General features: G+C 49.7%; 22 protein-coding genes. 15 read left to right on the forward strand and 7 right to left on the reverse strand.

Annotated elements, in window-relative coordinates:
- Positions 1-146 precede the first annotated feature (146 nt).
- The 5 genes from HNQ57_RS13815 (at position 147) to HNQ57_RS13835 (ending at position 5,037) form a co-directional block, all read left to right on the forward strand.
- Positions 147-419 (forward strand): HU family DNA-binding protein, encoded by a 273-nt coding sequence (locus HNQ57_RS13815; protein WP_008250078.1) that lies wholly within the window; start codon positions 147-149, stop codon positions 417-419.
- 113 nt (positions 420-532) lie between these two features.
- Positions 533-2,410, forward strand: coding sequence for a SurA N-terminal domain-containing protein (locus tag HNQ57_RS13820; RefSeq protein ID WP_184463933.1), 1,878 nt, complete (start codon positions 533-535; stop codon positions 2,408-2,410).
- A 56-nt stretch (positions 2,411-2,466) separates the two neighbouring features.
- Positions 2,467-3,270, forward strand: a complete 804-nt coding sequence (locus HNQ57_RS13825) for a 4'-phosphopantetheinyl transferase family protein (RefSeq protein ID WP_184463935.1) — start codon at positions 2,467-2,469, stop codon at positions 3,268-3,270.
- Positions 3,271-3,290: 20 nt separating this feature from the next.
- Entirely contained in the window at positions 3,291-4,466 is a 1,176-nt protein-coding gene (locus HNQ57_RS13830) for a phosphoglycerate dehydrogenase (protein WP_184463937.1), read from the forward strand.
- A 28-nt stretch (positions 4,467-4,494) separates the two neighbouring features.
- Complete coding sequence (locus tag HNQ57_RS13835) at positions 4,495-5,037, forward strand: DUF1285 domain-containing protein (RefSeq protein WP_184463939.1); 543 nt, start codon at positions 4,495-4,497, stop codon at positions 5,035-5,037.
- 76 nt (positions 5,038-5,113) lie between these two features.
- Here the strand turns inward: HNQ57_RS13835 and HNQ57_RS13840 are convergent, their stop codons facing one another.
- Complete coding sequence (locus HNQ57_RS13840; RefSeq protein WP_184463940.1) at positions 5,114-6,769, reverse strand: electron transfer flavoprotein-ubiquinone oxidoreductase; 1,656 nt, start codon at positions 6,767-6,769, stop codon at positions 5,114-5,116.
- A gap of 385 nt (positions 6,770-7,154) precedes the next feature.
- Here HNQ57_RS13840 and HNQ57_RS13845 point away from each other — a divergent pair, with 385 nt between their 5' ends.
- The 3 genes from HNQ57_RS13845 (at position 7,155) to HNQ57_RS13855 (ending at position 9,571) form a co-directional block, all read left to right on the forward strand.
- The gene (locus tag HNQ57_RS13845) at positions 7,155-7,904 is read left to right on the forward strand and encodes an electron transfer flavoprotein subunit beta/FixA family protein (RefSeq protein WP_008250102.1); all 750 of its coding nucleotides are present in this window, start codon (positions 7,155-7,157) and stop codon (positions 7,902-7,904) included.
- Positions 7,904-8,833, forward strand: a complete 930-nt coding sequence (locus tag HNQ57_RS13850; protein WP_184463941.1) for an electron transfer flavoprotein subunit alpha/FixB family protein — start codon at positions 7,904-7,906, stop codon at positions 8,831-8,833. Before HNQ57_RS13845 ends, HNQ57_RS13850 begins: the two co-directional genes overlap by 1 nt.
- A 165-nt stretch (positions 8,834-8,998) precedes the next feature.
- A complete protein-coding gene (locus HNQ57_RS13855; protein ID WP_193024051.1) occupies positions 8,999-9,571 on the forward strand; it encodes a YceI family protein in 573 nt (190 codons plus the stop codon).
- Positions 9,572-9,594: 23 nt separating this feature from the next.
- Here the strand turns inward: HNQ57_RS13855 and HNQ57_RS13860 are convergent, their stop codons facing one another.
- The 3 genes from HNQ57_RS13860 to HNQ57_RS13870 all read right to left on the reverse strand — a co-directional run bounded on the left by HNQ57_RS13860 (position 9,595) and on the right by HNQ57_RS13870 (position 13,031).
- Positions 9,595-10,761 carry a cation:proton antiporter gene (locus HNQ57_RS13860; protein ID WP_184463943.1) on the reverse strand — a complete coding sequence of 389 codons (1,167 nt, stop codon included), beginning with the start codon at positions 10,759-10,761 and terminating at the stop codon, positions 9,595-9,597.
- A gap of 154 nt (positions 10,762-10,915) precedes the next feature.
- Positions 10,916-11,395 (reverse strand): DUF934 domain-containing protein, encoded by a 480-nt coding sequence (locus HNQ57_RS13865; RefSeq protein ID WP_184463944.1) that lies wholly within the window; start codon positions 11,393-11,395, stop codon positions 10,916-10,918.
- Positions 11,388-13,031 (reverse strand): nitrite/sulfite reductase, encoded by a 1,644-nt coding sequence (locus HNQ57_RS13870; RefSeq protein ID WP_184463945.1) that lies wholly within the window; start codon positions 13,029-13,031, stop codon positions 11,388-11,390. The genes HNQ57_RS13865 and HNQ57_RS13870 overlap by 8 nt, the downstream gene beginning before the upstream one ends.
- Before the next feature lie 291 nt (positions 13,032-13,322).
- Between HNQ57_RS13870 and HNQ57_RS18085 the strand changes: the two genes are divergently transcribed.
- Positions 13,323-13,454, forward strand: a complete 132-nt coding sequence (locus tag HNQ57_RS18085) for a hypothetical protein (protein ID WP_264299213.1) — start codon at positions 13,323-13,325, stop codon at positions 13,452-13,454.
- 149 nt (positions 13,455-13,603) lie between these two features.
- Here HNQ57_RS18085 and HNQ57_RS13875 read toward each other — a convergent pair whose 3' ends face one another.
- Both HNQ57_RS13875 and metH read right to left on the reverse strand, forming a co-directional pair.
- The gene (locus HNQ57_RS13875; protein ID WP_184463946.1) at positions 13,604-13,825 is read right to left on the reverse strand and encodes a DUF2970 domain-containing protein; all 222 of its coding nucleotides are present in this window, start codon (positions 13,823-13,825) and stop codon (positions 13,604-13,606) included.
- Positions 13,826-13,915: 90 nt separating this feature from the next.
- Entirely contained in the window at positions 13,916-17,614 is a 3,699-nt protein-coding gene (gene metH, locus HNQ57_RS13880) for a methionine synthase (protein WP_184463948.1), read from the reverse strand.
- A 149-nt stretch (positions 17,615-17,763) separates the two neighbouring features.
- On the opposite strand from metH, the gene nfuA reads away from it, so the two are divergent.
- The 4 genes from nfuA to HNQ57_RS13900 all read left to right on the forward strand — a co-directional run bounded on the left by nfuA (position 17,764) and on the right by HNQ57_RS13900 (position 20,116).
- Positions 17,764-18,366: a Fe-S biogenesis protein NfuA gene (gene nfuA, locus HNQ57_RS13885; RefSeq protein ID WP_008250132.1), complete on the forward strand. Its 603-nt coding sequence runs from the start codon at positions 17,764-17,766 to the stop codon at positions 18,364-18,366.
- Positions 18,367-18,452: 86 nt separating this feature from the next.
- A complete protein-coding gene (locus HNQ57_RS13890) occupies positions 18,453-18,869 on the forward strand; it encodes an acyl-CoA thioesterase (protein WP_184463950.1) in 417 nt (138 codons plus the stop codon).
- A gap of 3 nt (positions 18,870-18,872) precedes the next feature.
- A complete protein-coding gene (locus HNQ57_RS13895) occupies positions 18,873-19,337 on the forward strand; it encodes a YchJ family protein (protein ID WP_184463952.1) in 465 nt (154 codons plus the stop codon).
- A 35-nt stretch (positions 19,338-19,372) separates the two neighbouring features.
- Positions 19,373-20,116, forward strand: a complete 744-nt coding sequence (locus HNQ57_RS13900; protein WP_184463954.1) for an endonuclease/exonuclease/phosphatase family protein — start codon at positions 19,373-19,375, stop codon at positions 20,114-20,116.
- Positions 20,117-20,293: 177 nt separating this feature from the next.
- On the opposite strand, the gene HNQ57_RS13905 is transcribed toward HNQ57_RS13900, so the two are convergent.
- Positions 20,294-21,373 (reverse strand): 3-deoxy-7-phosphoheptulonate synthase, encoded by a 1,080-nt coding sequence (locus HNQ57_RS13905; RefSeq protein ID WP_221301721.1) that lies wholly within the window; start codon positions 21,371-21,373, stop codon positions 20,294-20,296.
- 132 nt (positions 21,374-21,505) lie between these two features.
- Here HNQ57_RS13905 and HNQ57_RS13910 point away from each other — a divergent pair, with 132 nt between their 5' ends.
- Complete coding sequence (locus tag HNQ57_RS13910) at positions 21,506-21,790, forward strand: hypothetical protein (RefSeq protein WP_184463956.1); 285 nt, start codon at positions 21,506-21,508, stop codon at positions 21,788-21,790.
- Positions 21,790-23,121, forward strand: coding sequence for a 23S rRNA (uracil(1939)-C(5))-methyltransferase RlmD (rlmD, locus tag HNQ57_RS13915; RefSeq protein WP_184463958.1), 1,332 nt, complete (start codon positions 21,790-21,792; stop codon positions 23,119-23,121). The genes HNQ57_RS13910 and rlmD overlap by 1 nt, the downstream gene beginning before the upstream one ends.
- Positions 23,122-24,306 lie beyond the last annotated feature (1,185 nt).

Below are 24,306 nucleotides of genomic sequence, written 5' to 3' on the forward strand. Positions count from 1 at the left end.
CCACAGAGATTCCTTGACCGTAAGAGGCGCAGTTGGTATAAATCCCACTCTTTGCGCATGCGGCTGTCACTGTCCTTGCGCAGGTATGTGACTGCCAGCAGTGACACTTAAAAATTTTTTTATAACAATTTGAAGGGGAAGAATAAGTGAATAAATCTGAGCTAATCGACGCAATTGCAGAATCTGCAGACCTGTCCAAAGCAGCCGCTGGTCGCGCGCTGGATGCAACGGTAGAAGCCATTACCAATGCATTAAAGTCAGATGATTCTGTATCGCTTGTCGGTTTTGGTACATTTAGCGTTAAAGACCGTGCAGCTCGCACTGGCCGCAATCCACAGACTGGCGCGCCAATCGAAATTTCAGCTGCCAAGATTCCAAGCTTCAAAGCAGGTAAAGCGTTGAAAGACGCCTGCAACTAAGGGATATAGCCATTCCCACGGTGTTGGGAAGTCGCTATAGGGGTTAAAACCTCTTACAGAAGGCGCATCGAGAGGTGCGCTTTTTTTTATGATTCAGAGTCGGATTCGCGTCAATGCTGCAAAATATTCGGAATAACATTCAGGGAGCCGCTGCCAAGTTTATTATCGCGCTCATCATAGTGCCGTTTGCACTATTTGGTATCGATAGTTTGTTTGGCGGTTCAGGGCAGGTCCCGGCTGCAGTGGTTAATGGTGAGAAAATTTCTGAAGGCGAATTGCAGCAGGCGATTGGTCTTCAGAAGCGACGTTTACTAGGAATGATGGGTGACCAGATTGACCCAGCCATGCTAGACGACGCAATGTTGCGTAAGCCAGCATTGAACACGCTAATAAAACAGCAGCTACTCCTGCAAGCCGCTGCTGAAGCAGGCATCGAAATATCGACCGCCCAGCTGCATGCGACCATCGCGTCCATGCCGCAATTTCAAGAGGACGGCCGATTCTCTCAAGCTCGTTATGAGCAAGTTTTACGCTTGCAAGGCTATAGCAGTGCGTTTTTTAAACAGCTGTTGCGCTCAGATCTCATAATTCAACAGCTATCTAGCGCCGTTGCGGGTTCAGCCTTTGTAGCGGGACCAGAATTGTCGCGAGCCATCGGCTTGCTTCATGAAACCCGTGATTATCACTTTATCACCGTCGCGCAAGCGCCTTATCGCGCTAGTGTTAAGCTTAGTGATGAAGAGGTCGAAACCTACTACCAGGAAAATGCCAAGCAATTCCTGAGTGAGGCCGCCGTTAGATACTCTTATGTTGAGTTATCTGAAGAAGACTTTTTTGAACCGGTTTCAGAAGATCAAGTCATGGCCGAATACCAGCGATTGGTCGAAGCTAGTAATGCGCAAGTAGAGCGTGAAGCTGCGCATATTTTGATTGAAATCAACGAGGACATGAGTCGTGAAGATGCATCTTCACAGCTTGAGAAAATTCGCCAAGCGGTTCTGGCGGGCGCTGACTTTGCAGAACAAGCTCAAAAGTATTCTGCTGATGCCGGTAGTGCGGATGAAGGCGGTGCCCTTGGTTTTAGCAGTGGCGACAGTTTTCCAGCGGAGTTTGAAGAGGCTTTAGCTGGACTAAAAGACGGTGAAGTCTCTCCTGTGATTGAAACAGAAGCGGGTTTGCACCTAATTAAATTGCTGAGTGTTCGCCAGCCCAATGTGCCGGGTTTGGAAAGCGCGAGACTGGAGATCACTGAGCGGCTGCGTCGCCAGGCAGCAATGCCACGCTTAATTGGTGCGGTAGAAGATTTACGTGATTTTGTCTTTAACGCAGAAAATTTAACCATGCCTGCTAAAGAGCTCGGGCTAGACGTTAAGCAGAGCGAGTGGCAGAAACAATCTGACGAGAGCGGCTTGTTTGCCTACGCGAGCTTGAAATCTGCGGCCTTTAATCCTGAGTTACGCAGCAAGGGGCTAAATAGTGAGGTCTTTGAATTAACACCGGAACACTTTGCGGTGATCCATGTCGAAGAATACAAGGCGCCCGAAGTATTACCTTTAGCTCAGGTGCGCGAGAAGATTGTGAGTAGTCTGGAACAGCGCAAGGCTGAACTTGCGGCAGAATCCCGGGCCAAGGCAATTCAGGCTGAATTGATCGCTGGCAAGCGCGCTGAGGATGTTGCCAAGGCAGAAGAATTGTCTTGGAATGCGATTGCAGCGGGCAAACGAGGTGATATCGCCGTCGATACGCCGATTCGTAATCGCGCATTTTCAATGCCACGACCAGATCAGCAGGCTAGCGTAAGTGTTTTGCGTTTAGCAAACGGTGATCGGGTTGTTGTGCAGCTACTTAATGTAAGTTATGGCAGCCAAAGTGGTATGGACGTTGCTCAGCTGAACGATGCAGAAAATAGCGCGTCTAGAAATAGGTCTTCACAGGATTTTTCGGCTTACTTTAATGGTTTGTGGAAAGACGCAAAAATTAAGATCAATTGATTTGGGCCCCAGCCGGCTGATGACGGCTGGGGCTACTTAATGGATATATAAAAATAATGACTTCCGCTTTACGACGGTCGCTGAGTGTCGGTGTTGTCGATGTTTGGTTTAGCTTTACCAATGACAATCGCCTGAAAGCAGTGCAAAAGGAGTACGAGGAAATGCTCTCGCAGTCCGAACTCGAACAGTATCAGCAGCTTAAACATGTCGATAATGGTTGGGATTATCTGGTGAGCAGGGCCCTGCTGCGTACGGTATTGGCTGAATATTGCGAGCTATCGCCGCAAGAAATTGAATTTGAAGTAAATGGCTTTGGTAAACCCGAGCTGGATAACTCTAGCGTTTCACCGATAATCCAATTTAACACAGCGCACACTAGCGGATTAACCGTTTGCGTGGTTACGCGTGACAATGCCATTGGCGTTGATGTGGAGTGCAGCGCAGAGAACCCAGGAATACTCGATGTTGCTGAAGACTACTTTTCTGCGCTTGAATTGCAGGCATTGAAAAGTCGAGATGAAGCGCAGCAGCTCGATTATTTTTATCGTTACTGGACATTGAAAGAAGCGTACATCAAAGCTCGTGGCGAAGGCCTGTCCATTCCCTTGCACGACTTTTCGGTAGTGCTTGGTAATGATGGCGAGTTCCTGGAGTTTTTTGGTCCTGACGCAGAGAGCTGGGATTTTCGTTTACTTGGCCAAAATGCTCGTTACACCGCTGGGCTTAGTATGAATGGCCGCATTGCCGGCTTGAACTTTTTCCACAGCGTGCCATTAGGCCCTCAGTCAGAGCAAAATGCCGCAGATGCGTTTGATCAGGGTTTAGCGCCGGCAGGTGATCGCCGTCGTCGCATTGGTTAAAATAATTAGGAGTAGAAACCTTGTATAAAGTATTAACCCTGAACCAAATTTCTGACAAGGGCCTGAGCCGCTTACCCAGTGACAATTATGAATTGGCAACGGAGTTTAGTGCACCTGATGCGATATTGTTGCGCAGCCACAAGCTCCAAACTGCTGAAATTTCGCCCAGTGTCAAAGCTATAGCCAGAGCGGGCGCCGGCACGAATAACATCCCGGTGTCTGCGTGTACGGAGCGCGGCATTCCGGTTTTCAATAGCCCTGGTGCCAATGCCAATGCGGTGAAGGAATTGGTCATTGCCGGTTTAGCCTTAGGCTCACGGGGAATTTTAGCCGGTATATCGTATGTGAATACCCTTGGTCATATGAATGACGCGGCCGAGATGGCTAAGCTGTTAGAGAAAGAGAAAAAGCGTTTTAAGGGGAATGAGCTGGCGGGGCGTACTCTTGGTGTTGTCGGCCTCGGGGCAATAGGCTCAATGATAGCGAATGCCGCATTAAATTTGGGTATGGAAGTTATCGGTTACGACCCAGCCCTGTCTGTTGACGCCGCATGGCGCTTGCCTAGCTCAGTAAAGAAAATGGATAATTTGAGCAGTTTATTCGCTCGAGCAGACTTTATTACCTTGCATTTACCAGTTTTGGATTCAACCCGAGGCTTAATAAATACCGACTTGCTGGCCGCCTGTAAGCCGGGCTGCTGCTTGCTGAATTTTGCCCGTGAAGAAATTGTGGATATCAGCGCGGTTATTCGCGCCCTAGATAATGGAAGTTTGCGCCAGTTTATTACCGACTTTCCTGTACCTGCGCTTATTGGTCGAGCTGATGTAATTCTAATGCCGCATATCGGCGCCAGCACCGATGAGGCTGAAGAAAATTGCGCAATTATGGTTGCCGATCAGCTGAACGATTTTTTGCAAAACGGCAATATCAAAAATTCAGTTAATTTCCCTAATTTGCAGCTGGACCGCAGTGGCCAATGCCGTTTAGCGATTGCTAATCATAATGTTCCTAAAATTCTTGGTAGCGTGCTTGGCTTGCTTGCCGATGCAGATATTAACGTTGTCGATATGCTAAATAAAAGTCGTGACGAAATAGCCTACAATCTAATCGACTTGGGCAGTGAGGCTAGCCCGGCACTGCTTGAGCAGTTAAGTGCTATTGAAGGCGTTATCAGTGTGCGCTTAATTCAATGGTGAAAACGCAATACTAATAAAGGTTAGGTACATGGCGAGCTTGGACAGTATACAAGCACTACTCAAAGATCAGCGTGGTGTGCCACCTATTGAAGACTGGCATCCTGAGTTAAGTGGTGACATTGATATTGTCATAAAAGCCGATGGCCGCTGGATTCATGAAGGTGGTGAAATTAAACGCCATGAACTGGTTAAGCTATTTTCTTCCATTCTGCGCCGCGAGCAAGATGGGCACTACTACCTCGTTACGCCTGTTGAAAAATGGCGGCTGCAAGTGGAAGAATTCCCTTTAATAATTGTCGATTTCGAAATTGGGGCTGGCGCTGATTCACCGCTTATTGCGGTTAAAACCAACGTCGGCACTTGGTTTGAGCTTGGCTCAGAGCACCCTCTGTGCGTTGATACGCAAGCCGATAGCAAGGAACCCATTCCCTCGGTGTTAACTCGGCATGGTTTGGTAGCAAAGGTGAATAGGGCGTGTTTTTATCGCCTAGTGGATCTTGCTGAGAATGAAGCTGGGGCTATTGTGCTACACGCCGGTGGCGCGTCTTTTGAACTCGGTTCAATTCAGTAGAGCTGCTTGGCAGGCAATAAAGTATACGAGCACAAAAAAGGGCAGCGGAAGCTGCCCTTTTTTGTGTGTCTCGCTTTTACATATTGGGGTAGTTGGGGCCGCCGAGGCCTTCAGGTGTTACCCAAATAATATTTTGCGCCGGATCTTTAATGTCACAGGTTTTGCAGTGAACACAGTTCTGGCCATTGATTTGAAACTTGGGCGTGCCTTCGGCATCTTCAACCACTTCGTAAACCCCTGCAGGGCAATAGCGCTGAGCTGGCTCGGCGTATTTCGGAAGATTGTCGCGAATTGGCAGCTCAGGATCTTTCAGTGTCAGGTGACAGGGCTGATCTTCCTCGTGGTTGGTATTGGATAAAAATACCGAGGTCAGGCGGTCGAATGTGATCTTATTATCCGGTTTAGGATAAGTGATCTTTTTACACTCGGCCGCGGGTTTCATTTCAGCGTGATCCGGGTGATCGTCGCCTAAAGTCCACGGCAGTTTACCGCTGAAGAGGTTAAGGTCGACAAAGGCGTAAGCCGAGCCAAAGAAGTTGCCCCATTTGTGCTGAGCTGGGCCGAAGTTGCGTTGTTCGTGCAATTCTTTATACACCGAAGAGTTTTCAAATGCCGTGGTGTATTCACCTAACTCTTGACCAGTTGCCTCGTTTTCAGTGATGGCTTTGTGAACCACTTCAGCGGCGATCATGCCCGATTTCATGGCGGTGTGGCTGCCCTTGATCTTGGCGAAGTTCAGGGTGCCAGCGTCACAACCAATCAACAAGCCGCCTGGGAAGGTCATTTTAGGCAGTGACTGCAAGCCACCTTTGGCGATAGCGCGGGCGCCGTATGAAATACGTTCGCCGCCTTCCAAGTATTGCATAACGGTAGGGTGCTTTTTAAAGCGCTGAAACTCTTCAAAGGGCGACAAGTAGGGGTTGTCGTAGCAAAGGTCGGTAATCAGGCCAATCGATACTTGATTGTCTTCAATGTGATAGAGGAAGCTACCACCGGCGGCGCCATTTTCGGCCAGTGGCCAGCCCGCAGCGTGCATAACCTTGCCTTCTTCGTGCTTGGCAGGATCTATTTTCCACAGTTCTTTAATACCTAGGCCGTAGTGCTGAGGATCTTTGCCGGCGTTAAGGTCAAATTTCTCCATCAGACGTTTGCCTAGATGGCCACGACAGCCTTCGGCAAATAGGGTGTATTTGGCGTGTAACTCCATGCCTGGCATATAGCTGTCTTTCTCGCTGCCATCGGCGGCGATGCCCATATCGCCGGTTACAACGCCTTTTACGCGACCGTCTTCATGGAATAGCACGTCTGACGCGGCGAAACCGGGGTAAATTTCCGCACCCATGCCTTCTGCTTGTTCGGCCATCCAGCGACACAAATTACCGAGGCTAATAATATAGTTGCCTTCGTTGTGCATGGTTTTCGGTACGGCAAAGCCAGGTACCTTAATGGCCTTTTCAGCGCTGGTCATATAGTAAATGTCATCGCCAGTGACTGGGGTGTTTAGCGGAGCGCCTTTTTCTTTCCAATCTGGAAACAGCTCGTTCAACGCGCTGGGTTCAAAAACCGCACCAGAGAGAATGTGAGCGCCAACCTCAGAGCCTTTTTCAACAACACAGACACTGATATCTTTGCCAGTGCTTTCGCTTAATTGACGGATTTTACATGCTGCCGCTAATCCGGCGGGGCCAGCCCCAACGATCAGGACATCAAATTCCATTGATTCGCGTTCCACAGACGTTCTCCTATGTATGCTAAGTAGCATTGCCCTTTTATGGGGCGGTTTGTGGCTAATTAAAACAACAAATTATAAAACCACGGGCTTTAAAACGCTACTTTAAGCGTAGTTTAATTATAAAAGTTTTATGCTAAATAGAAATCACCGCAATCAGAAAAGCCATTTACTTACAATGACTTAATTATTTCTCTTGCTATTGGGTATAGTTGGCTTATAGAGAATATACGTCCTGTGAATACCGTACTTTTATTGACCTTGGGGCGTATAAGCGTCAATATAACCGCGCTTTTTACCGAGGCATTGTCTGCTTGAATCTGAATGCAGGTTCGCTGCGTAGGGACAATCGCCATTTCATTCCATTTACGCGAGTACTGGGGAATCCATGAAGGTTCTGGTTGCTGTCAAACGAGTAGTTGACTACAACGTAAAAGTGCGTCCGAAATCGGACGGCACCGGCGTTGATCTGAATAATGTCAAAATGGCCATAAACCCATTTTGTGAAATTGCAATTGAAGAAGCTGTTCGCCTGAAAGAAAAAGGCGTAGTGACCGAGATTGTTGCTGTGTCTATCGGTGCAAAAGTCAGTCAGGAGCAAATTCGTACCGCTCTAGCACTGGGTGCTGATCGCGGTATTCTGGTAGAAACTGACGTAGAAGTTCAGCCCCTGGCAATTGCCAAGCTGCTGAAAGCCGTTTGCGATAAAGAACAACCACAAATGGTTATTCTTGGTAAGCAGGCTATTGACGGCGACAACAACCAAACTGGTCAGATGCTGGCTGCCTTAACTGGCATGTCGCAGGGTACGTTTGCCTCTGAAGTTGTGGTTGAAGGCGACAGCGTTACGGTAACCCGTGAAGTTGATAGCGGTTCACAGGTCGTTAAGCTGTCACTGCCAGCGGTAATTACTACCGATTTACGCCTGAACGAGCCCCGTTACGCTTCATTGCCAAACATCATGAAGGCCAAGAAAAAGCCAATGGATGTCATGACTCCCGAAGAGTTGGGCGTAGAAGTTACTCCTCGCGTCACTACGTTGAAAGTTGAGCCGCCTGCTGAGCGTAAAGCCGGTATTAAGGTTGCGGATGTCGCTGAACTTGTTGAGAAACTGAAAAACGAGGCGAAGGTAATCTGATGAGTATTTTAATTCTTGCAGAACACGATAACGCCTCTATTAAGGGCGCTACGCTAAATACTGTTGCTGCTGCTAAAGCGATTGGCGGCGACATTGTTGTCCTGGTTGCAGGTGAAGCCTGTGGCGCAGCTGCAGAAGCCGCTGCGAAAATTGAAGGCGTTAGCAAAGTGCTTGTTGCCGACAATGCTGCTTACGGCCATCAGTTGGCTGAAAATGTTAGCTTGTTGGTTGCTGAGCTTGGTAAAGACTTCAGCCACATTCTGGCACCTGCTTCAACTTCTGGTAAAAACACACTGCCACGCGCAGCGGCTTTGCTTGATGTTGCACAGATCTCCGAAATTATCTCAGTAGAAAGCGCCGATACTTTTAAGCGCCCAATCTACGCAGGTAATGTTATTGCTACCGTGCAATCGTCTGATGCCATTAAGGTGATCACCGTGCGTACCACCGCGTTTGACGCAGTTTCTGCCGAAGGCGGCAGCGCTGTTGTAGAAGCCGTTGCTAGCGCTCATGACGCCGGTACTTCTAGCTATGTTCGTGAAGAAGTTGCGAAGAGTGATCGTCCAGATTTGACTGCAGCAAGCATTGTGGTTTCTGGTGGTCGCGGCATGCAAAATGGCGACAACTTTGCCATGCTGTACTCGCTAGCCGACAAGCTAGGCGCTGCCGTTGGTGCTTCGCGCGCTGCAGTAGATGCTGGTTTCGTACCTAACGATATGCAGGTTGGTCAAACGGGTAAGATCGTTGCTCCAGACCTGTACATTGCTATCGGTATTTCTGGCGCTATCCAGCATTTGGCTGGTATGAAAGACTCTAAAGTCATTGTTGCTATCAACAAAGACGAAGATGCCCCCATCTTCCAAGTTGCTGACTACGGTCTGGTTGCTGACTTGTTTAATGCCGTACCTGAGCTGGATTCTGCGCTATAAGCAGAAGTAGAGCTTTAAAAAAGCCCGGTTTTTACCGGGCTTTTTTTTTACCTAAATTAAGTCTGGGTTCTCAAATCTCGCCCTAATCCTTGTCTCTTTGAAAGCAAAATGTAAAGCTTACTCGAGGCCTGCGGGCCATCGGTCATTGGATTTAATGAGGAATGGATGATGAAACAATTGTTATGTGCGGCAATGCTTTTGCTGCAGCTTGGCGCCGCAAATGCAATGGAGCTGAAAGCAGATAGCTCAAGCTTGAGTTTTGTGAGTATTAAAAATGACGCAATAGCGGAAACGATGAGTTTCTCCAGCCTCACCGGCAGCATTGATGATAAAACGGGTAAGGCGGAAATCGTCGTAGGCCTGAATAGCATTGCCAGCGGCATCGATATCCGCAATGAAAGAATGCGTAAATACCTATTTGAGACGGATAAATTCCCTGCAGCGACGTATACCGCACTGGTCGATATGCCTGAGCTGGTGGCCATGCCTGTTGGCGAGCAAAAGACGGTGAAACTCACCGGAGCGCTTGTCATGCACGGTACAAGTTCACCGTTGAGCTTTGATGTTATTGTCACTAAGCGGGCCGACGGCGCATTACATGTCGTGACGCTTGCCCCTAGCTTTGTAGATACTCAGCGCTTTGGCTTAGTTGCTGGTGTCGCTAAGCTGCGCAGTTTGGCGGGTTTGAGCAATATTGGCTTGGCTGTGCCGGTGAGCTTTTCAGTAACTTTTCAATAGTCACTGAAAAAATAGGCGACGGGCTAGTCTCGTCGCAATTTGTCGGAAATACCAATAGGCGTAGGGTAGTTTAAAACCACGATATAAGACGACACCACAAAACTAATAATGGCGGTAGCCTGAATCAAATGCGACGCTTCACGGCCGATTAGAGCCATTTCTGTGGCGACGTAGGCAATAAGTAAAGAAAACTCACTGATTTGCCCCATCCTGAAACCTAAGTCCCAGGCCAGTTTCTTGGTCTCACTCATGCCATGTATTAAATAACGGAAAATAACGGGTTTGAGTACCAGCACCAGGCCGGCAAGAATCGACGCAGGTACGATAATTTCGCTCAGCAAACCCAAGTCGAAACGCGCACCCAGTGAAAAGAAAAATAGGATCAGGAAAAAATCTCGCAAGGGTTTTAGATTAATCGCGATGTACTGCGAGATCGGGCTGGTCGCTAGGCTAATACCGCCCAAAAATGCGCCAATTTCAGCAGATAAGCCTAATGCGTGTGCGGCCTCGGTCATACCAAGACACCAGCCAATAGCCAGCAGAAATATATATTCATGAAAGCGATCAAAGCGACTTATCAGCGGTAATAAAACGAAGCGCACAGCTAAAAAGGCAAACGCAATTAAGGCTGGCAAGGCGATAAGTGCTTTAAATAGGTTTGTCCCTGAAAACTCCCCCAGACTCATGCTGAGCAATATCATCAGCACAAAAATTGCGATTAAATCCTGCAGCAGTAGCAAGCCAACCATGAGTTCGCCGGTATGACGGTGATGCAGCGCGGTCGTTGGCAGCAGCTTAATGCCAATAATCGTGCTCGAAAACATCATGGCGGCGCCAATCACTAATGATTCGGTGGTATTGAACCCAAAGCTGGCGGCGAGGGCATAGCCAATGAGGGCAAAGGCCAAGGAGCTGAGGAGCGCGACCACGGTGGCCTTTTTAAGGGTGGCTAACAGCGCTTTGGGCTGCATATCTAGGCCCAGCAGAAATAGCAAAAAGATAATGCCGAATTCAGCAATCTCAGCAAGCAGCTTAACATCAGTGACCCAAGCGCTGCCGTGAGGGCCAATAATGGCGCCAAGTGCGATATAAGCTATGAGTAGTGGCTGACGGGTGAAGAGGGCAATCGAGGCTAATACCGCTGCACCACTAAAAATCAGAAAAAATGACGACGTTAAACTCGCTTCCACGGCTTAAACCTCTTGGCGGGGCGGGTGAAGGCTCATAATCACACAAGCTCGCGTGGCGAGACAATAGCGCTTGGGCGAATCGAAAGCGATAAAGTAGCAGTCTATAAAGCAAAATGCCGCCAAAGTGGCGGCATTTTGTGATTCGCGCGCAGCCTTAGCGGCGACGGAAAATCGGCAAGGCTTGATCTATCGACGGCTGATAGGCGTCACTAAAATCATTAAAACTAGCCAAAGCTTCGTCGAGCTCGTCGCTTTGTAGCGCGAAACTATTAAAGCCACAACGCTTAAGAAAATAGAGCTGATCCCGCATAAAATCGCCGATCGCGCGTAATTCACCGGTAAACCCGTGTTGTTCGCGCAATTCTCGGCCATAACTAAAGCCACGACCATCAGCAAACTTCGGGAAGTCGACCGCAATCAGCGCAAAGCTATTAATGTCGGCGCCTAAAAGCTTGGGGGACTGGTCACTCGCTAAAAACACCGCGATATCGCCAAGCGCCAGCAGAGCATCCTTATGTGCTTGCCACAGTGCTAATGGCACAATATAACCGCCGCTAGTAGGTAAGCTCTCGGTGTCGCGCCAAACCTGCCAGCTGTCCTCAACAACATTGAGGTCTTTAATAATCTTAGGCATATGCACGCTCCTTAAATGGGTCCATACCAACACGGCGGAAGGTGTCTAAAAAGCGCTCTTCCGGCTGGCGAAGTGATACAAAGGTTTCGAGCACTTTTTCAATCACATTAGGTACCTCATCTTGAGCGAAGGATGGCCCAAGAATCTTGCCGATTGAGGCGTCTAAGCCCTGACTGCCGCCAAGGGATATTTGATAAAACTCTTGGCCTTTTTTGTCTACGCCAAGAATGCCGATATTGCCAATATGGTGGTGACCACAGGCGTTCATGCAGCCAGAAATATTGAGTTCAATTTCACCCAAATCATAAACGTAATCCAAATCCTCAAAGCGACGCTGAATGGCTTCAGCAATGGGGATAGACTTGGCATTTGCCAGCGAGCAGAAATCGCCACCGGGGCAGCAGATAATATCGTTTAAAGTGCCAACCACAGGGGAGGCTACTTCTAATTCAACCAGCTCTTTCCACAGTGCCAGCAAATCCTGCTGACGAACATCGGGTAAGACGATGTTCTGCTGGTGGGTACTGCGAATTTCCCCAAATCCGTAGCGCTCGCCTAAATCGGCGATCACTTCCAGCTGCTCGGCTGTCACATCGCCGGGAGCAACGCCGGTGGTTTTCAGCGCCAAGGTCACAATGCGGTAGCCCGCTACTTTGTGTGCATGGGTGTTGTGCTGCAACCAGCGGGCAAAGTCAGCATTTTCTAGCGCCAATGCCTGCATATCTTGCTGTGGCAATGATTCGTAGGCGGGCGGCTGGAAGAAAGACTGGGCGCGGCTGATTTCTTCATCAGTTAGGCTCAGGGCGCCATCTTTAATATGTGCCCATTCTTTTTCAACATCTGCTTTAAACGCCTCGGCGCCCATGGCGCGAACCAAAATCTTGATACGGGCTTTAAATTTGTTGTCGCGACGACCAAGCTGGTTATAAACCCGCAATATTGCTTCAAGGTAAGTCAGTAGATGCTTAGGCTCAAGGGCCTCGTTAATCACGCTACCAATCACCGGGGTGCGACCCAAGCCGCCTCCCACAATCACCTTAAAGGCGGTGTTGCCAGCGGCATCTTTTACAATTTGGAGACCAATATCGTGAACCATTACCGCGGCGCGGTCAGATGCTGAACCACACACCGCGATTTTGAATTTGCGGGGTAAAAATGCGAATTCAGGGTGAAAGGTCGACCACTGGCGAATAATTTCGCAGTAGGCGCGGGCGTCTTCAACTTCGTCAGCCGCGACGCCAGAGAACTGGTCGGCAGTGACGTTGCGAATACAGTTACCGCTGGTCTGCACTGCGTGCATTTCGACTTCGGCAAGCTCTTCCAGGATGTCCGGTACTTCTTCTAGCTTGGGCCAATTCAGCTGCACATTCTGGCGAGTACTGATGTGGGCGTAGCCCTTGTCATATTTCCGCGTAATAGACGCTAATTTGCGCAACTGCTCGGCGTTCAGCGTGCCGTAGGGCACGGCAATACGCAGCATAGGTGCGAGGCGCTGAATATAGAGGCCATTTTGCAAACGCAAAGGCAGAAACTGCTCATCGCTAATTTTGCCTTCGAGATAGCGCTGGGTTTGGTCGCGAAATTGCGCAACACGCTGACTGACAAGCTGACGGTCAAATTGGTCGTAAGCGTACATAGGAACCTTTGTCGTAAGTGTTTGGCGGGTCAATAATACTAAGTAGGGCAGGGAGTTCCATGCATTGAGCGGGCATAGAGCTGGTAGCTGCAGTTTATAGCGGACTAATGTTAAAGATAAAGTGGGGGTTTCGCTAACGAATTTTCTGGGTAATGCTTACGCGCGGGGTCGATAAGCCAAAATCTAGGCGATTAATTAGCTCAACGATGGCGGAAATTCTTGCTACAATGCGCGCTGAATTTTAGCGCCGACCTACGGCCCCAGTAATCTACCCATACCAAAGAGGCTTCCATGTCTGATCACACGTCTGAGCAAACCGAAGAGCAACGCGGCGACAACTTCGCTGATGCCTGCGCCGCCATCGCTATTTTGACCATCGTTGTGGGTACTGTAGTGTATTGGTTGGCGGGCATGCCTTCTTAATCAGTTCTTTGGTGCGCGGGAAGTACAGATTTAAACGCTTTCCTGAAACTTTAAAATCCTCGCTTTTTAGCGGGGATTTTTGTTTATAAGTATCTAGGCCTAGAGTTGTTTTATATTGAACGCATCACTTCGCGCTGTTCGAAAATCACTCATCCAGCTTGCTTTAACACCAGCTGCACAATCGTAAACACGGTAGCGATAAACAAGCCCACAAAGATAATGGCAGTGACGACGTAGTTGCGAAAGCGGCCGTGTTTAAAATCGCGTTCGCGATTGTGACTGCTCTGCACCCCAAAGGCGGCTGAGATAATACTGCCTACGACGGCAAAGATGCGGGGTTTACTGTCTTCTGGTTGCTTGTTGTCGCTCATTTTTTACCTCAGAAATAGCGTATGCGCACTACGTGCGAACCCAGATGTTTCTTAAAACACCCGGACTCGCGCGTTAGGCTTGATAAAGCGCTAGGGATCGTAATCCAAGTTGGGAGACAACCAGCGTTCCATGGTTTTCATTTCCATGCCTTTGCGGGCGGCAATGTCTTCGACCTGGTCTTTACCAATTTTGCCCACGGCAAAGTAGCGCGACTGGGGGTGGGAGTAGTAAAAACCACTGACCGCCGCCGCGGGGTGCATGGCGAGGCTCTCGGTTAAGATAATCCCGGTTTCGCTGGTGGCGTTTAGCAGGCGGAACAGCGTTTCTTTCTCAGTATGATCGGGGCAGGCTGGGTAGCCTGGCGCAGGGCGAATGCCGCGGTATTTCTCTTTGATTAGCTCCTCATTGCTCAGGCTTTCATCTGCGGCATAGGGCCAGTATTCCTTACGCACCCGCAAATGCAGGTGCTCGGCAAAGGATTCTGCCAAGCGGTCAGCAAGCGCCTTAACCATAATGGCGCTGTAGTCGTCGTTGGCGGCGATAAATTTATCGGCCAGTTCGTCTGCACCTAGACCGGTTGTTACTGCAAAGCCGCCGATATAATCGGTTTTACCGCTATCGGCCGGGGCGATGTAGTCCGCCAAACTCATGTGCGGCTTGTCGTCGGGCTTTTGGGCTTGCTGGCGGAGCTGGTATAGGGTTTCAAGCGCTGCCGAGCCTTCGGTATTCATTACCGTGATGTCGTCGCTGCCGCTGCGCTGGGCGGGCCAAAAACCGATAATACCGTTGGCCTGTAGCAGCTTTTCTTTAATAATGCGGTCGAGCATGCGCTGGCCATCGTCAAATAAATTGCGCGCAGCTTCGCCGACGGTTTCATCGTCGAGAATTTTAGGGTACTTGCCGGCCAAACCCCAAGATATAAAGAACGGCGTCCAGTCGATGGTTTCGCGCAGAGTTTCGAGGGGGTAGTCCTCAAAGGTGCGAGTGCCCAGGAAGCTGGGGGCTGGTGGGGTGTAATTGGCCCAGTCGGTAACAAAGGCATTTTGGCAGGCCAAGGGATACGTCAATAAGCGTTTTTTACCCTGACTTCCGGCACGGCGGGCGCGAACCCGCTCGTATTCGTCTTTGCGCTCGGCGACAAAATCGGCCTTCATGTCTTCGCTAATGAGCTGGGTGGCAACCGCTACGCTGCGCGAGGCATCGGGCACATAGACCACGGCATCGTTCTGGTATTTAGGTTCGATCTTAACCGCGGTATGGGCTTTCGAGGTGGTCGCGCCACCGATCATTAAGGGAATAGTTAGGCCCTGACGCTGCATTTCGCTGGCCACATGCACCATTTCGTCTAGCGACGGGGTGATGAGTCCGCTCAGGCCAATGATGTCAACTTTCTCGCGTTTAGCGGTTTCGAGTATCTTGTCGCAAGACACCATTACGCCGAGATCGATAACCTCAAAGTTATTGCACTGCAGCACTACGCCGACAATGTTTTTACCGATATCGTGAACATCGCCTTTGACTGTTGCCATCAGTACGCGGCCATTGGCTTTGGCGCCAACCGCTTTGCTGGCTTCGATATACGGGTTGAGGTAGGCCACGGCTTGCTTCATGACGCGGGCCGATTTAACCACCTGAGGCAGGAACATTTTGCCGTCGCCGAATAAGTCGCCAACCACGTTCATGCCATCCATTAATGCGCCCTCAATGACATCAATGGGCTTAACCGCGGCGGCACGAGCAACTTCGGCGTCTTCTTCAATATAAGTCGAAATACCTTTAACCAGCGCGTGTTCAATACGCTTTTCAACTGGCCATTCACGCCATGTCAGGTCTTCTTTGTTTTCGGCTGTGGAGCCGTCGCCACGGTATTTGTCGGCAATATTCAGTAAGCGCTCGGTGCTGTCGTCGCGACGGTTGAGAATAACGTCTTCAACGTGATCTCTAAGCTCCTTCGGCAGATCATCGTATATTGCCAGTTGACTGGCGTTAACAATGCCCATGTCCATGCCCGCTTTAATCGCGTGGTAGAGGAACACCGAGTGAATCGCCTCACGGACGGGGTTATTGCCCCTGAACGAGAAAGAGACGTTAGATACCCCGCCAGAGACCATCGCGTAGGGCAGCTCTTTTTTGATGTAAGCAGTGGCCTCGATAAAGTCGACGGCGTAATTATTGTGCTCGTCAATGCCGGTGGCCACCGCAAAGATGTTCGGGTCGAATATGATGTCTTGGGGCGGAAAGCCGATTTCATTGACCAGAATGTCGTAGCTGCGTTTGCAAATTTCAGCTTTGCGCTTAAAAGTGTCCGCTTGACCGTCTTCGTCGAAGGCCATGACCACCACGGCGGCGCCGTACTTCATGCAGGCCCGGGCGCGGTCGCGAAACTCGTCTTCGCCTTCTTTCATCGAAATGGAATTAACGATGGGCTTGCCCTGAATACACTTCAGGCCCGCTTCGATAACGTCCCACTTAGAGGAGTCGACCATAATCGGTACCCGACAGATATCCGGCTCCGAGGCGATCAGATTTAAAAAGGTGACGATGGCATGTTCGGCATCGAGCATGCCTTCATCCATATTGATGTCGATCACCTGGGCGCCGTTTTCAACCTGCTGACGGGCTACCGAAAGGGCGGCGTCGTAGTCGTTCTCTAAGATTAGGCGCTTAAATACCGCAGAACCGGTAACGTTACAGCGTTCGCCGACGTTCACAAACAGCGAGTTGGTGTCGATATGGAAGGGCTCTAAACCCGACAATCGGCAAATAGGCTCGCGCTGGGGCAGAGGACGTGGCGCAATACCGTCCATTGCCGTGCCAATTGCCTCAATATGCGCTGGGGTCGTACCGCAGCAGCCGCCGACCAAATTCAGGAAACCGCGTTCGGCAAACTCTTTTAACTCGCCGTGCATATCCTCTGGGGTTTCGTCGTACTCGCCAAATTCATTGGGCAGTCCCGCGTTAAAGTGGCCGCTAAAATAGCAGTCAGAAGCTTCGCAAAGTTCTTCAACAAATGGCCGTATCTCACTGAATCTTCTACCACAATTGGTGCCAATGATAAGTGGCTTGGCGTGGGCAATGGAGTTCCAGAACGCGGTGGGTGTTTGCCCAGACAAGGTGCGGCCGCTGGTGTCGGGGAAGGTCACCGAGATCATGATGGGCCGCTCGTCGCCGGTGTCTTCAAAATATTGCAGCACGGCATAAACCGCCGCTTTGGCATTGAGACTGTCAAAAATAGTCTCAATCATCAGAATGTCGGCGCCGCCGGTAATCAGGCCACGGGTGGCGGCGTAGTAGTTTTCGACCAGCTCATCAAAATTGGTATTGCGCGCGCCGGGGTCGTTTACATCGGGTGAAATAGACGCGGTGCGCGGCGTGGGGCCAATAACACCGGCAACAAAGCGAGGTTTGTCCGGGTTAAGCGCCGTTGCCGCATCGGCGACTTCGCGGGCTAGCTCAGCGCCAACCCGGTTTAACTCTTCGGCAATCTCTTGTAAGTCGTAATCGCCTTGGGCAATGGCGGTCGAGTTAAAGGTGTTGGTCTCGATAACATCGGCGCCGGAGTCAAGATAGGCCTGATGTATTTCGCGGATAACATCGGGGCGAGTCAGGGTTAGCAGGTCGTTATTGCCTTTGAGATCGGTATGAAAGTCAGCAAAACGCGCGCCGCGATAGTCGGCCTCTTCCAGCTTGTAGCTTTGAATTAAGCTGCCCATAGCGCCGTCAATTACCAGTATGCGGTTTTTTAGTGCGGTTATAAGTTGGGCGGTGCGGGGAGTAGGCTGACTCATGAATATCCTGATAATTTTAAGCGTTAGAATCAAAAGCGTTACGCGGACTGTGGCCAGCATGGGCTTCGTGGTAAACTACGTAATTCTAACAGATACTCGGCCCAGCATAGAAATTGTTTGGCAAAACAGCGGGATATACAGAGGTTAATATGTCTACAGAACAAACAGCCGTTAATTTGACGATTACAGAGTCTGCCCAAGACTATCTGGCCGAATTGCTAGCAAAGCAAGACGACGTCATTGGTGTGCGGGTGTTTATTACGCAGCCCGGTACGCCTAAAGCCGAAACCTGCATCGCGTATTGTCGCGACGGCGATCTAAACGACGCCGATATCATTCGGGATTACCCGAAGTTTAAGGCCTATTTTGATGGCCGCAGCGTACCATTTTTGGACGAAGGTTTTATCGATTACTCTAGCGACCGCATGGGTGGCCAGTTAACCATTAAGGCACCAAACGCCCGGCTGCCAAGGGTTAGCGAAGACAGTCCGCTGGAAGATCAAATTAACTACGTGCTGTATAACGAAGTAAATCCCTCGTTAGCGGCGCACGGTGGTGAAGTGTCACTGCTGGAGATTACCGAAGATAAGTTGGCGGTACTTAAGTTTGGTGGCGGCTGCCAGGGTTGTGGCATGGTCGACGTGACGCTCAAAGAAGGTGTTGAAAAGACCCTGCTTGAGAAAGTCCCCGGTCTGTCTGGCGTGAAAGACAGTACGGACCACACTAATACCGATAATGCTTATTTTAAATAGTCATAAGGCTTATCTGCCTCGGTAGACAATATATAGAGTAAACCCTGCTCCCCTAAACGGGGCAGGTATCTCAAGGACGCCCCTTCATGCAGCTTCAACACTCTCGTACCGATATTCAGGTGCGCTTCTCGGATCTCGACCTCCTTGGCCATGTTTCCAACAGTTATTACGCCCAGTATTTTGACTTAGCCCGAGTGACGTTTTTTCGACAAATAGCCAAGCTTATTAAGAACCCCGTTCCGTCGTATGTCGTTGCTAGCGTAAAGATGGATATGCTGCGGGAAATTCGTTTTGACGACCGCGTTGTTGTCGATACCTGGTGTTCCCGGGTCGGAACGAAAAGTATGACCATAGAACATGTTATTTATGCGAATGGCGAAAAAGCCACTACCTGCCAGACTGTGCTGGTTGGCTTTGATCGCGATACTCGCAGCTCAACCGCGCTGCCAACGGACTGGGAAGTCAGTGATCTTAGCGATGTTATACCGCCGAGTAAGGCCTAAGCCTTGAACTGTTACTGCGGAGAAGACCTCGCGTTTCGAGATTGTTGCGGCCGTTATATTAGCGGTTCGCAATTGGCGCCGACCGCTGAAGCGCTAATGCGCTCGCGCTATAGCGCATTCAAGGTCGGCAATGCTGATTACTTATTGGCGAGTTTGCACCCCAGTAAGCGCGCATCAGAAAGCCGCGAAAGCCTTGAGCAAAGCTTTGCCAATACTCAGTGGTGCAGTTTGCGAATTTTATCTCGCCGTAATGGCCAGTCTGGTCAAACTGCCGGTGAAGTGGAGTTCGTCGCTTTTTACCGCAGTGGCGAAGAAATTGGTCAATTACATGAGCGTTCGCGTTTTGTCTGTGAAAACAATCAGTGGCTATACTCTGATGGCGACATGCTGCCAGCGCTGAAGTTAGGTCGAAATGATGAATGCTGGTGCGGCAGCGGCCTGAAACTAAAGAAGTGCCATCCTGACTAAAGGACTGTGTTCCTTTCCGACAGAGTAGCGTATTGATGACAGTAATAAGAGTTTTGTCTTATAACGTCCACAAGGGCTTTTGCTCGGCAAATCGTCAGTTTCTCCTTAATCAAATCCGCGAAGGTATTCGCAGTGTTGATGCTGAGTTGGTTTTTCTGCAAGAGGTTGTTGGCGAAAATAGCCAACACGCAGAGCGCCATGTTGATTGGGTTGATGAAAGCCAGTTTGAGTATCTTGCCGATACGGTGTGGCCACACTTTGCTTACGGCAAGAATGCAGTTTATGACCACGGTCATCACGGCAATGCCATTCTTAGCAAATACCCAATCCTAAGTAGCGAAAATGTCGATATTTCCCTATATCGTCGCTCTCAGCGCGGTTTGTTATTGAGTGTAATTGAGCCGGGGATCTACGTTATTTGCGTGCACATGGGCCTGCTGGGTTGGGAGCGCCATCAGCAATTCAACTTACTTACCAAGTTAATAAGTGAAAAAGTCCCGGCAGATGCACCGCTGATCATTGCCGGTGATTTTAATGATTGGAGTGGCGCTCTGCATTTACGTTTTAAACACAGCCTTAAATTGCGCGAGGCATCGCTGCAGGCCAATGGCAAACTCGCCAAAACATTTCCGGCCAAGCGGCCAATGCTGCGTTTGGATCGTATTTACTTTAGGGGATTTCAGGCACTATCGGCTAAGCGCCTAAGCGGCGAGCCATGGCGGTCGCTGTCGGATCACTGCGGGCTATACGCCGAGCTCAAACTGCACTTGCCAATATAAGAGTACAAACCCAAGTTAAAAAAAAGCCCCGACAAGTCGGGGCATAAAAGCCTTGAGCATCAAGGTGTAGAAGCACCTGTCTTACGCTTCGATGCTTATCTTGGATCACCTAGATGACGTAAAAATGAAAAAAGCGCCCGAAGGCGCTTTTTATACTGCTATGTGTGCTCGTTGCTATTAACGTGCGCGTTTTGGCAGTACGTCTTTCAAACGCTCGCGCATAGTGCGCAATGCGGTTTCGGTTTCGTCCCAGCCAATACAACCATCGGTAACCGACACGCCGTAAGCAAGCTTGGACAAATCTTCAGGAATACTTTGATTGCCTGCGTTGATGTTGCTCTCAACCATCAAGCCAACAATCGAGGTGTTGCCCTCGATTACTTGGTTAGCCACATTTTCGATAACCAGCGGCTGTAATTGCGGTTGCTTGCTCGAGTTCGCATGGCTGCAATCGACCATAATGTTGAGCGGAATGCCGGCCTTGGTCAGTTCTGCTTCGCATAATTTAATATGCACAGAATCGTAATTGGGGCCTTGGCTGCCGCCACGAAGTACTATGTGGGTGTAGGCATTGCCGGTGGTGTGAATAACCGCGACCTGGCCTTCGCCATTAATGCCCAGAAAACGGTGGGGTTTAACTGCTGAGCCAATCGCATTAACCGCAACGGTTAAGCCACCGTCGGTGCCGTTTTTAAAGCCAACCGCAGAAGACAGGCCACTTGCCATTTCGCGGTGGGTTTGTGATTCGGTAGTGCGTGCGCCAATCGCTGACCATGCAATACAGTCTTGCAGGTATTGAGGCGAAATTGGGTCTAGGGCCTCAGTCGACGTGGGTAGACCAAGTTCACTGATGTCGAGCAGTAATTTACGACCAATATGCAGACCTTCTTCAATTTTGAAGGTGTCATTCAAGTAAGGGTCGTTGATTAAACCTTTCCAGCCGACAGTTGTGCGGGGCTTTTCAAAGTACACCCGCATAATAATAACCAAGGTGTCGCTAACTTCATCGGCCAGCGCTTTTAAGCGCTTGGCATAGTCCATGGCGGCGTCGACATCGTGAATTGAGCAGGGGCCAACCACCACAAACATGCGGTGATCTTTGCCGTCGAGAATATCTCTGACGGTATCGCGGCCCTGATTAACAACCTCTTTGGCGAGATCGCTCATGGGTAACGCGGCTTTTAAACGTGCTGGAGTAATCAGCACTTCCTGTGCGGTGACGTTTACATTTTCAATTTTTTTTTCGATGCTAGACATAAGCCTTCCGGTTAGGCGGAGAGTATAAAATACGCTAAGCCGCGTATTCTAACCGAAAAGAGTGGTAATTGAATATCCACAGCGGACGTGCCTAGGTAAAATACTTCGAAATTCAAGGGAATATAATTGCTGATGCGAAAATATAGCCGTGTCTGTCTACTGCGCCTTTTAGCGGTGGTGCTATTTGCCAGTCCTTTTCAATTGCTGGCAGCGGAGGAGTCTGAACTCCCGGTAGTGAAATTGTCACCGCAAATACGCAGTAGCGCTGCGCAAGACGAGGGGTATTCCGAGTTGGGGTGTGAGCAGCTATCCGGTGTAAAAGCAGAGTCCGCGGCCCAGCAACGAGCTTTAGCGACCCGAAAACAACAGTGTCTGCAGCAATATCGGCAGTTTATTCCCAATACAGGTTTGCGTTAATGAGTAAGCAGCGTCACCACATCAACACCTTTAAACCGGCTAAAAAGCCGAAGTCTGCCCTAGATACCGCCGTACTAAAGTTGCATATCGACAGTTTGGCCGATGACGGCCGCGGTGTAGCCCGTCACGATAATAAGGTGGTTTTTGTTGGCGGCGTCTTGCCCAATGAAACCGTAGACGCCCAATATGTTCGCCGTCACAAGCGCTATGACGAAGCTAAGTTACTTGCCGTATCTACGCCGGCCGAGCAGAGAGTAGACGCGATTTGCCCGGTTTATCAGCGCTGCGGCGGCTGCCAATTGCAGCATTTAAAGTACCCCAGCCAAGTGAGCTTTAAGCAAGAGCGTCTGCAGCGGGTATTGGCGGCAGCGTCTGCGAATACCGAGACCGCTACCTTGCCTGCGGCGATCACCGGCTCAGAATTTGGCTATCGTCACCGCGCGCGTCTTAGCTACCACAATGGCGTTTTGGGGTTTAAAGCCCAAGCCAGCCACAACTTGATTGGCGTTGAGAGTTGCCCCTTATTGGCAGCGGAATTGAATGGGGTTTTAAGCCAGAGCGCCGCAGCCATCGCCGAGTTTTTGGGTGATAAAACCACCGCCGAGGTGGTGTTAAGCCTGAGTGACGATGGCCGCGTTGCCCTAAAAATAAAGAAAGAAGGCTTTGTTGACGCAAAGCGCAGCGCGGTTTTGGCAGAGAAACTAGTGGCCCCCGCGTTTTTACACAGCATTGAAGGCAGCAAAGGCGCAGCCTGGCGCGGCGAAAATGCACCCTTAAGCTACCCAGTGAGTGAGGCGTTGTCGCTGCCGTTTCAGCCCAGCGATTTCACTCAGGTAAATATCGCGGTGAATCAACAAATGATTCAGCAGTGCATGGCATGGTTAAAGCCGGAATCTGGCGAGCTTATCAGCGATTATTTTTGCGGCTTAGGTAATTTTAGCCTGGCTTTGGCCAGTGCCAGTGCCCGCGTTATTGGCGTTGATGTTGGCAAGGCCATGTTGCGGCGCGCCAACCAACAAGCGGAAACACTGGGTTTAGCGATTGAATACCGCAACGCCGATTTGTTTGATGCAGAAAATATTGTATTAGATGTCGCTAGCCACAAGGTGCTTCTCGATCCACCCCGCGCTGGCGCCAAGGCGCTGTGCGAAGTGTTGGCGCAAAGCAAAACCGTGCAAACCATTGTTTACGTGTCTTGCGACCCAGCAACCTTGGCGCGAGATTTAGCGATATTGCAGGAGGGCGGTTTTGCAGTGGCAGATGCCGTAATGGCCGATATGTTCCCGCAAACCTATCACCTAGAAAGTTTGGTGCATCTAACCCGCAATTAATCAGCCCTGGGCAGGGGACTTATTCTCGGCGAGACTCCCCGATAATCTGGTCACCTGATTGCGCTAAAGCATCCGAATTGTCCGTAGCGGTCGCACTTCACGCATCCCCGTTGCGGCAAACTGTTATCCTGAATCTCTAACTCGCTGTTCTGGGAGACTGCCTGCGTTACCTTCTGGGCTTCAAACCTTGCTATTTTGGCCCCTAGGCGCCATCACCCTGAGATTCCTACGCCGTTACGCTGAATTCCCTAAATGGTCATTCTGAACTCCCTACATCGTCATTCTGAACTTGATTCAGAATCCATATACCACCGCACTAATTCAATCTGAAAAAGCGGATGTCTAATCAAATCCGGCGTAACGCCATTGCCACACTGGCCGCAGTCGCTGCTTCCGCGGCATCGAGCGAAGTGAACAAGAGAGTACTTCCCATTAACACATTGGCGGATCACTTAACTCATTGAACTTTATAAAAAACGCGATATGATCAAGGGAAAGGAATGCTTGGCAGAAATAAAGGGAACTCGTCTTCGTTTGACCGACACTCGTTAATAACGAGGTCGTCACATCATTGAATTTCCTAGAATTTTTCAATTAACTTTAAAGCCCACTCATTGATAAGGGGGCCAAAGTGATATATGGCCTGAGTCGTTATAATAAACTGTTAAATTTTTAAGGAGTGCTATGCAGCATTGGTATGTTTACCACAGTCAGGAGACCATGTCTCACCCATACGCTTCATTAGGTGAGCATGCGGTTTACAGCAAACAAAATCAGCCTAAGTTATGTTTCAACGACGTAATTTGGGTTGTGGAGGGTGATTCAAGCACTCCGAAAAATTTCACTCTGGTTGATTGCTTCCAATACAAGAACTCAGAATACCCTCCATTTAAAGCTGAGTATTCTGCATTTAAGCTAAAGGTTTCCGATACAACATCTTTATTAGAAAGTGCTATTTCGCTTAGTAAGGATATTCCGTGGTTTGAAGATCTACACCAAAGGTTCATTACGAAGCAGCGATTTTTTTTGTAATCTCGAAAATACAGAAAATATAATTCAGGGGCTAAAAGAATCATCTGGGATCAAAATTTAATCGGGTAGCCGAGGGTCTCTAACCCTCAGCCCCCACAACACCCTGCATGCGGATCCGCACAGGGCGTTTCACTAAGAATGGTGAAGCTTGAT

This window comes from Zhongshania antarctica (assembly GCF_014202945.1).
Classification (GTDB): Bacteria; Pseudomonadota; Gammaproteobacteria; order Pseudomonadales; family Spongiibacteraceae; genus Spongiibacter; species Spongiibacter antarcticus.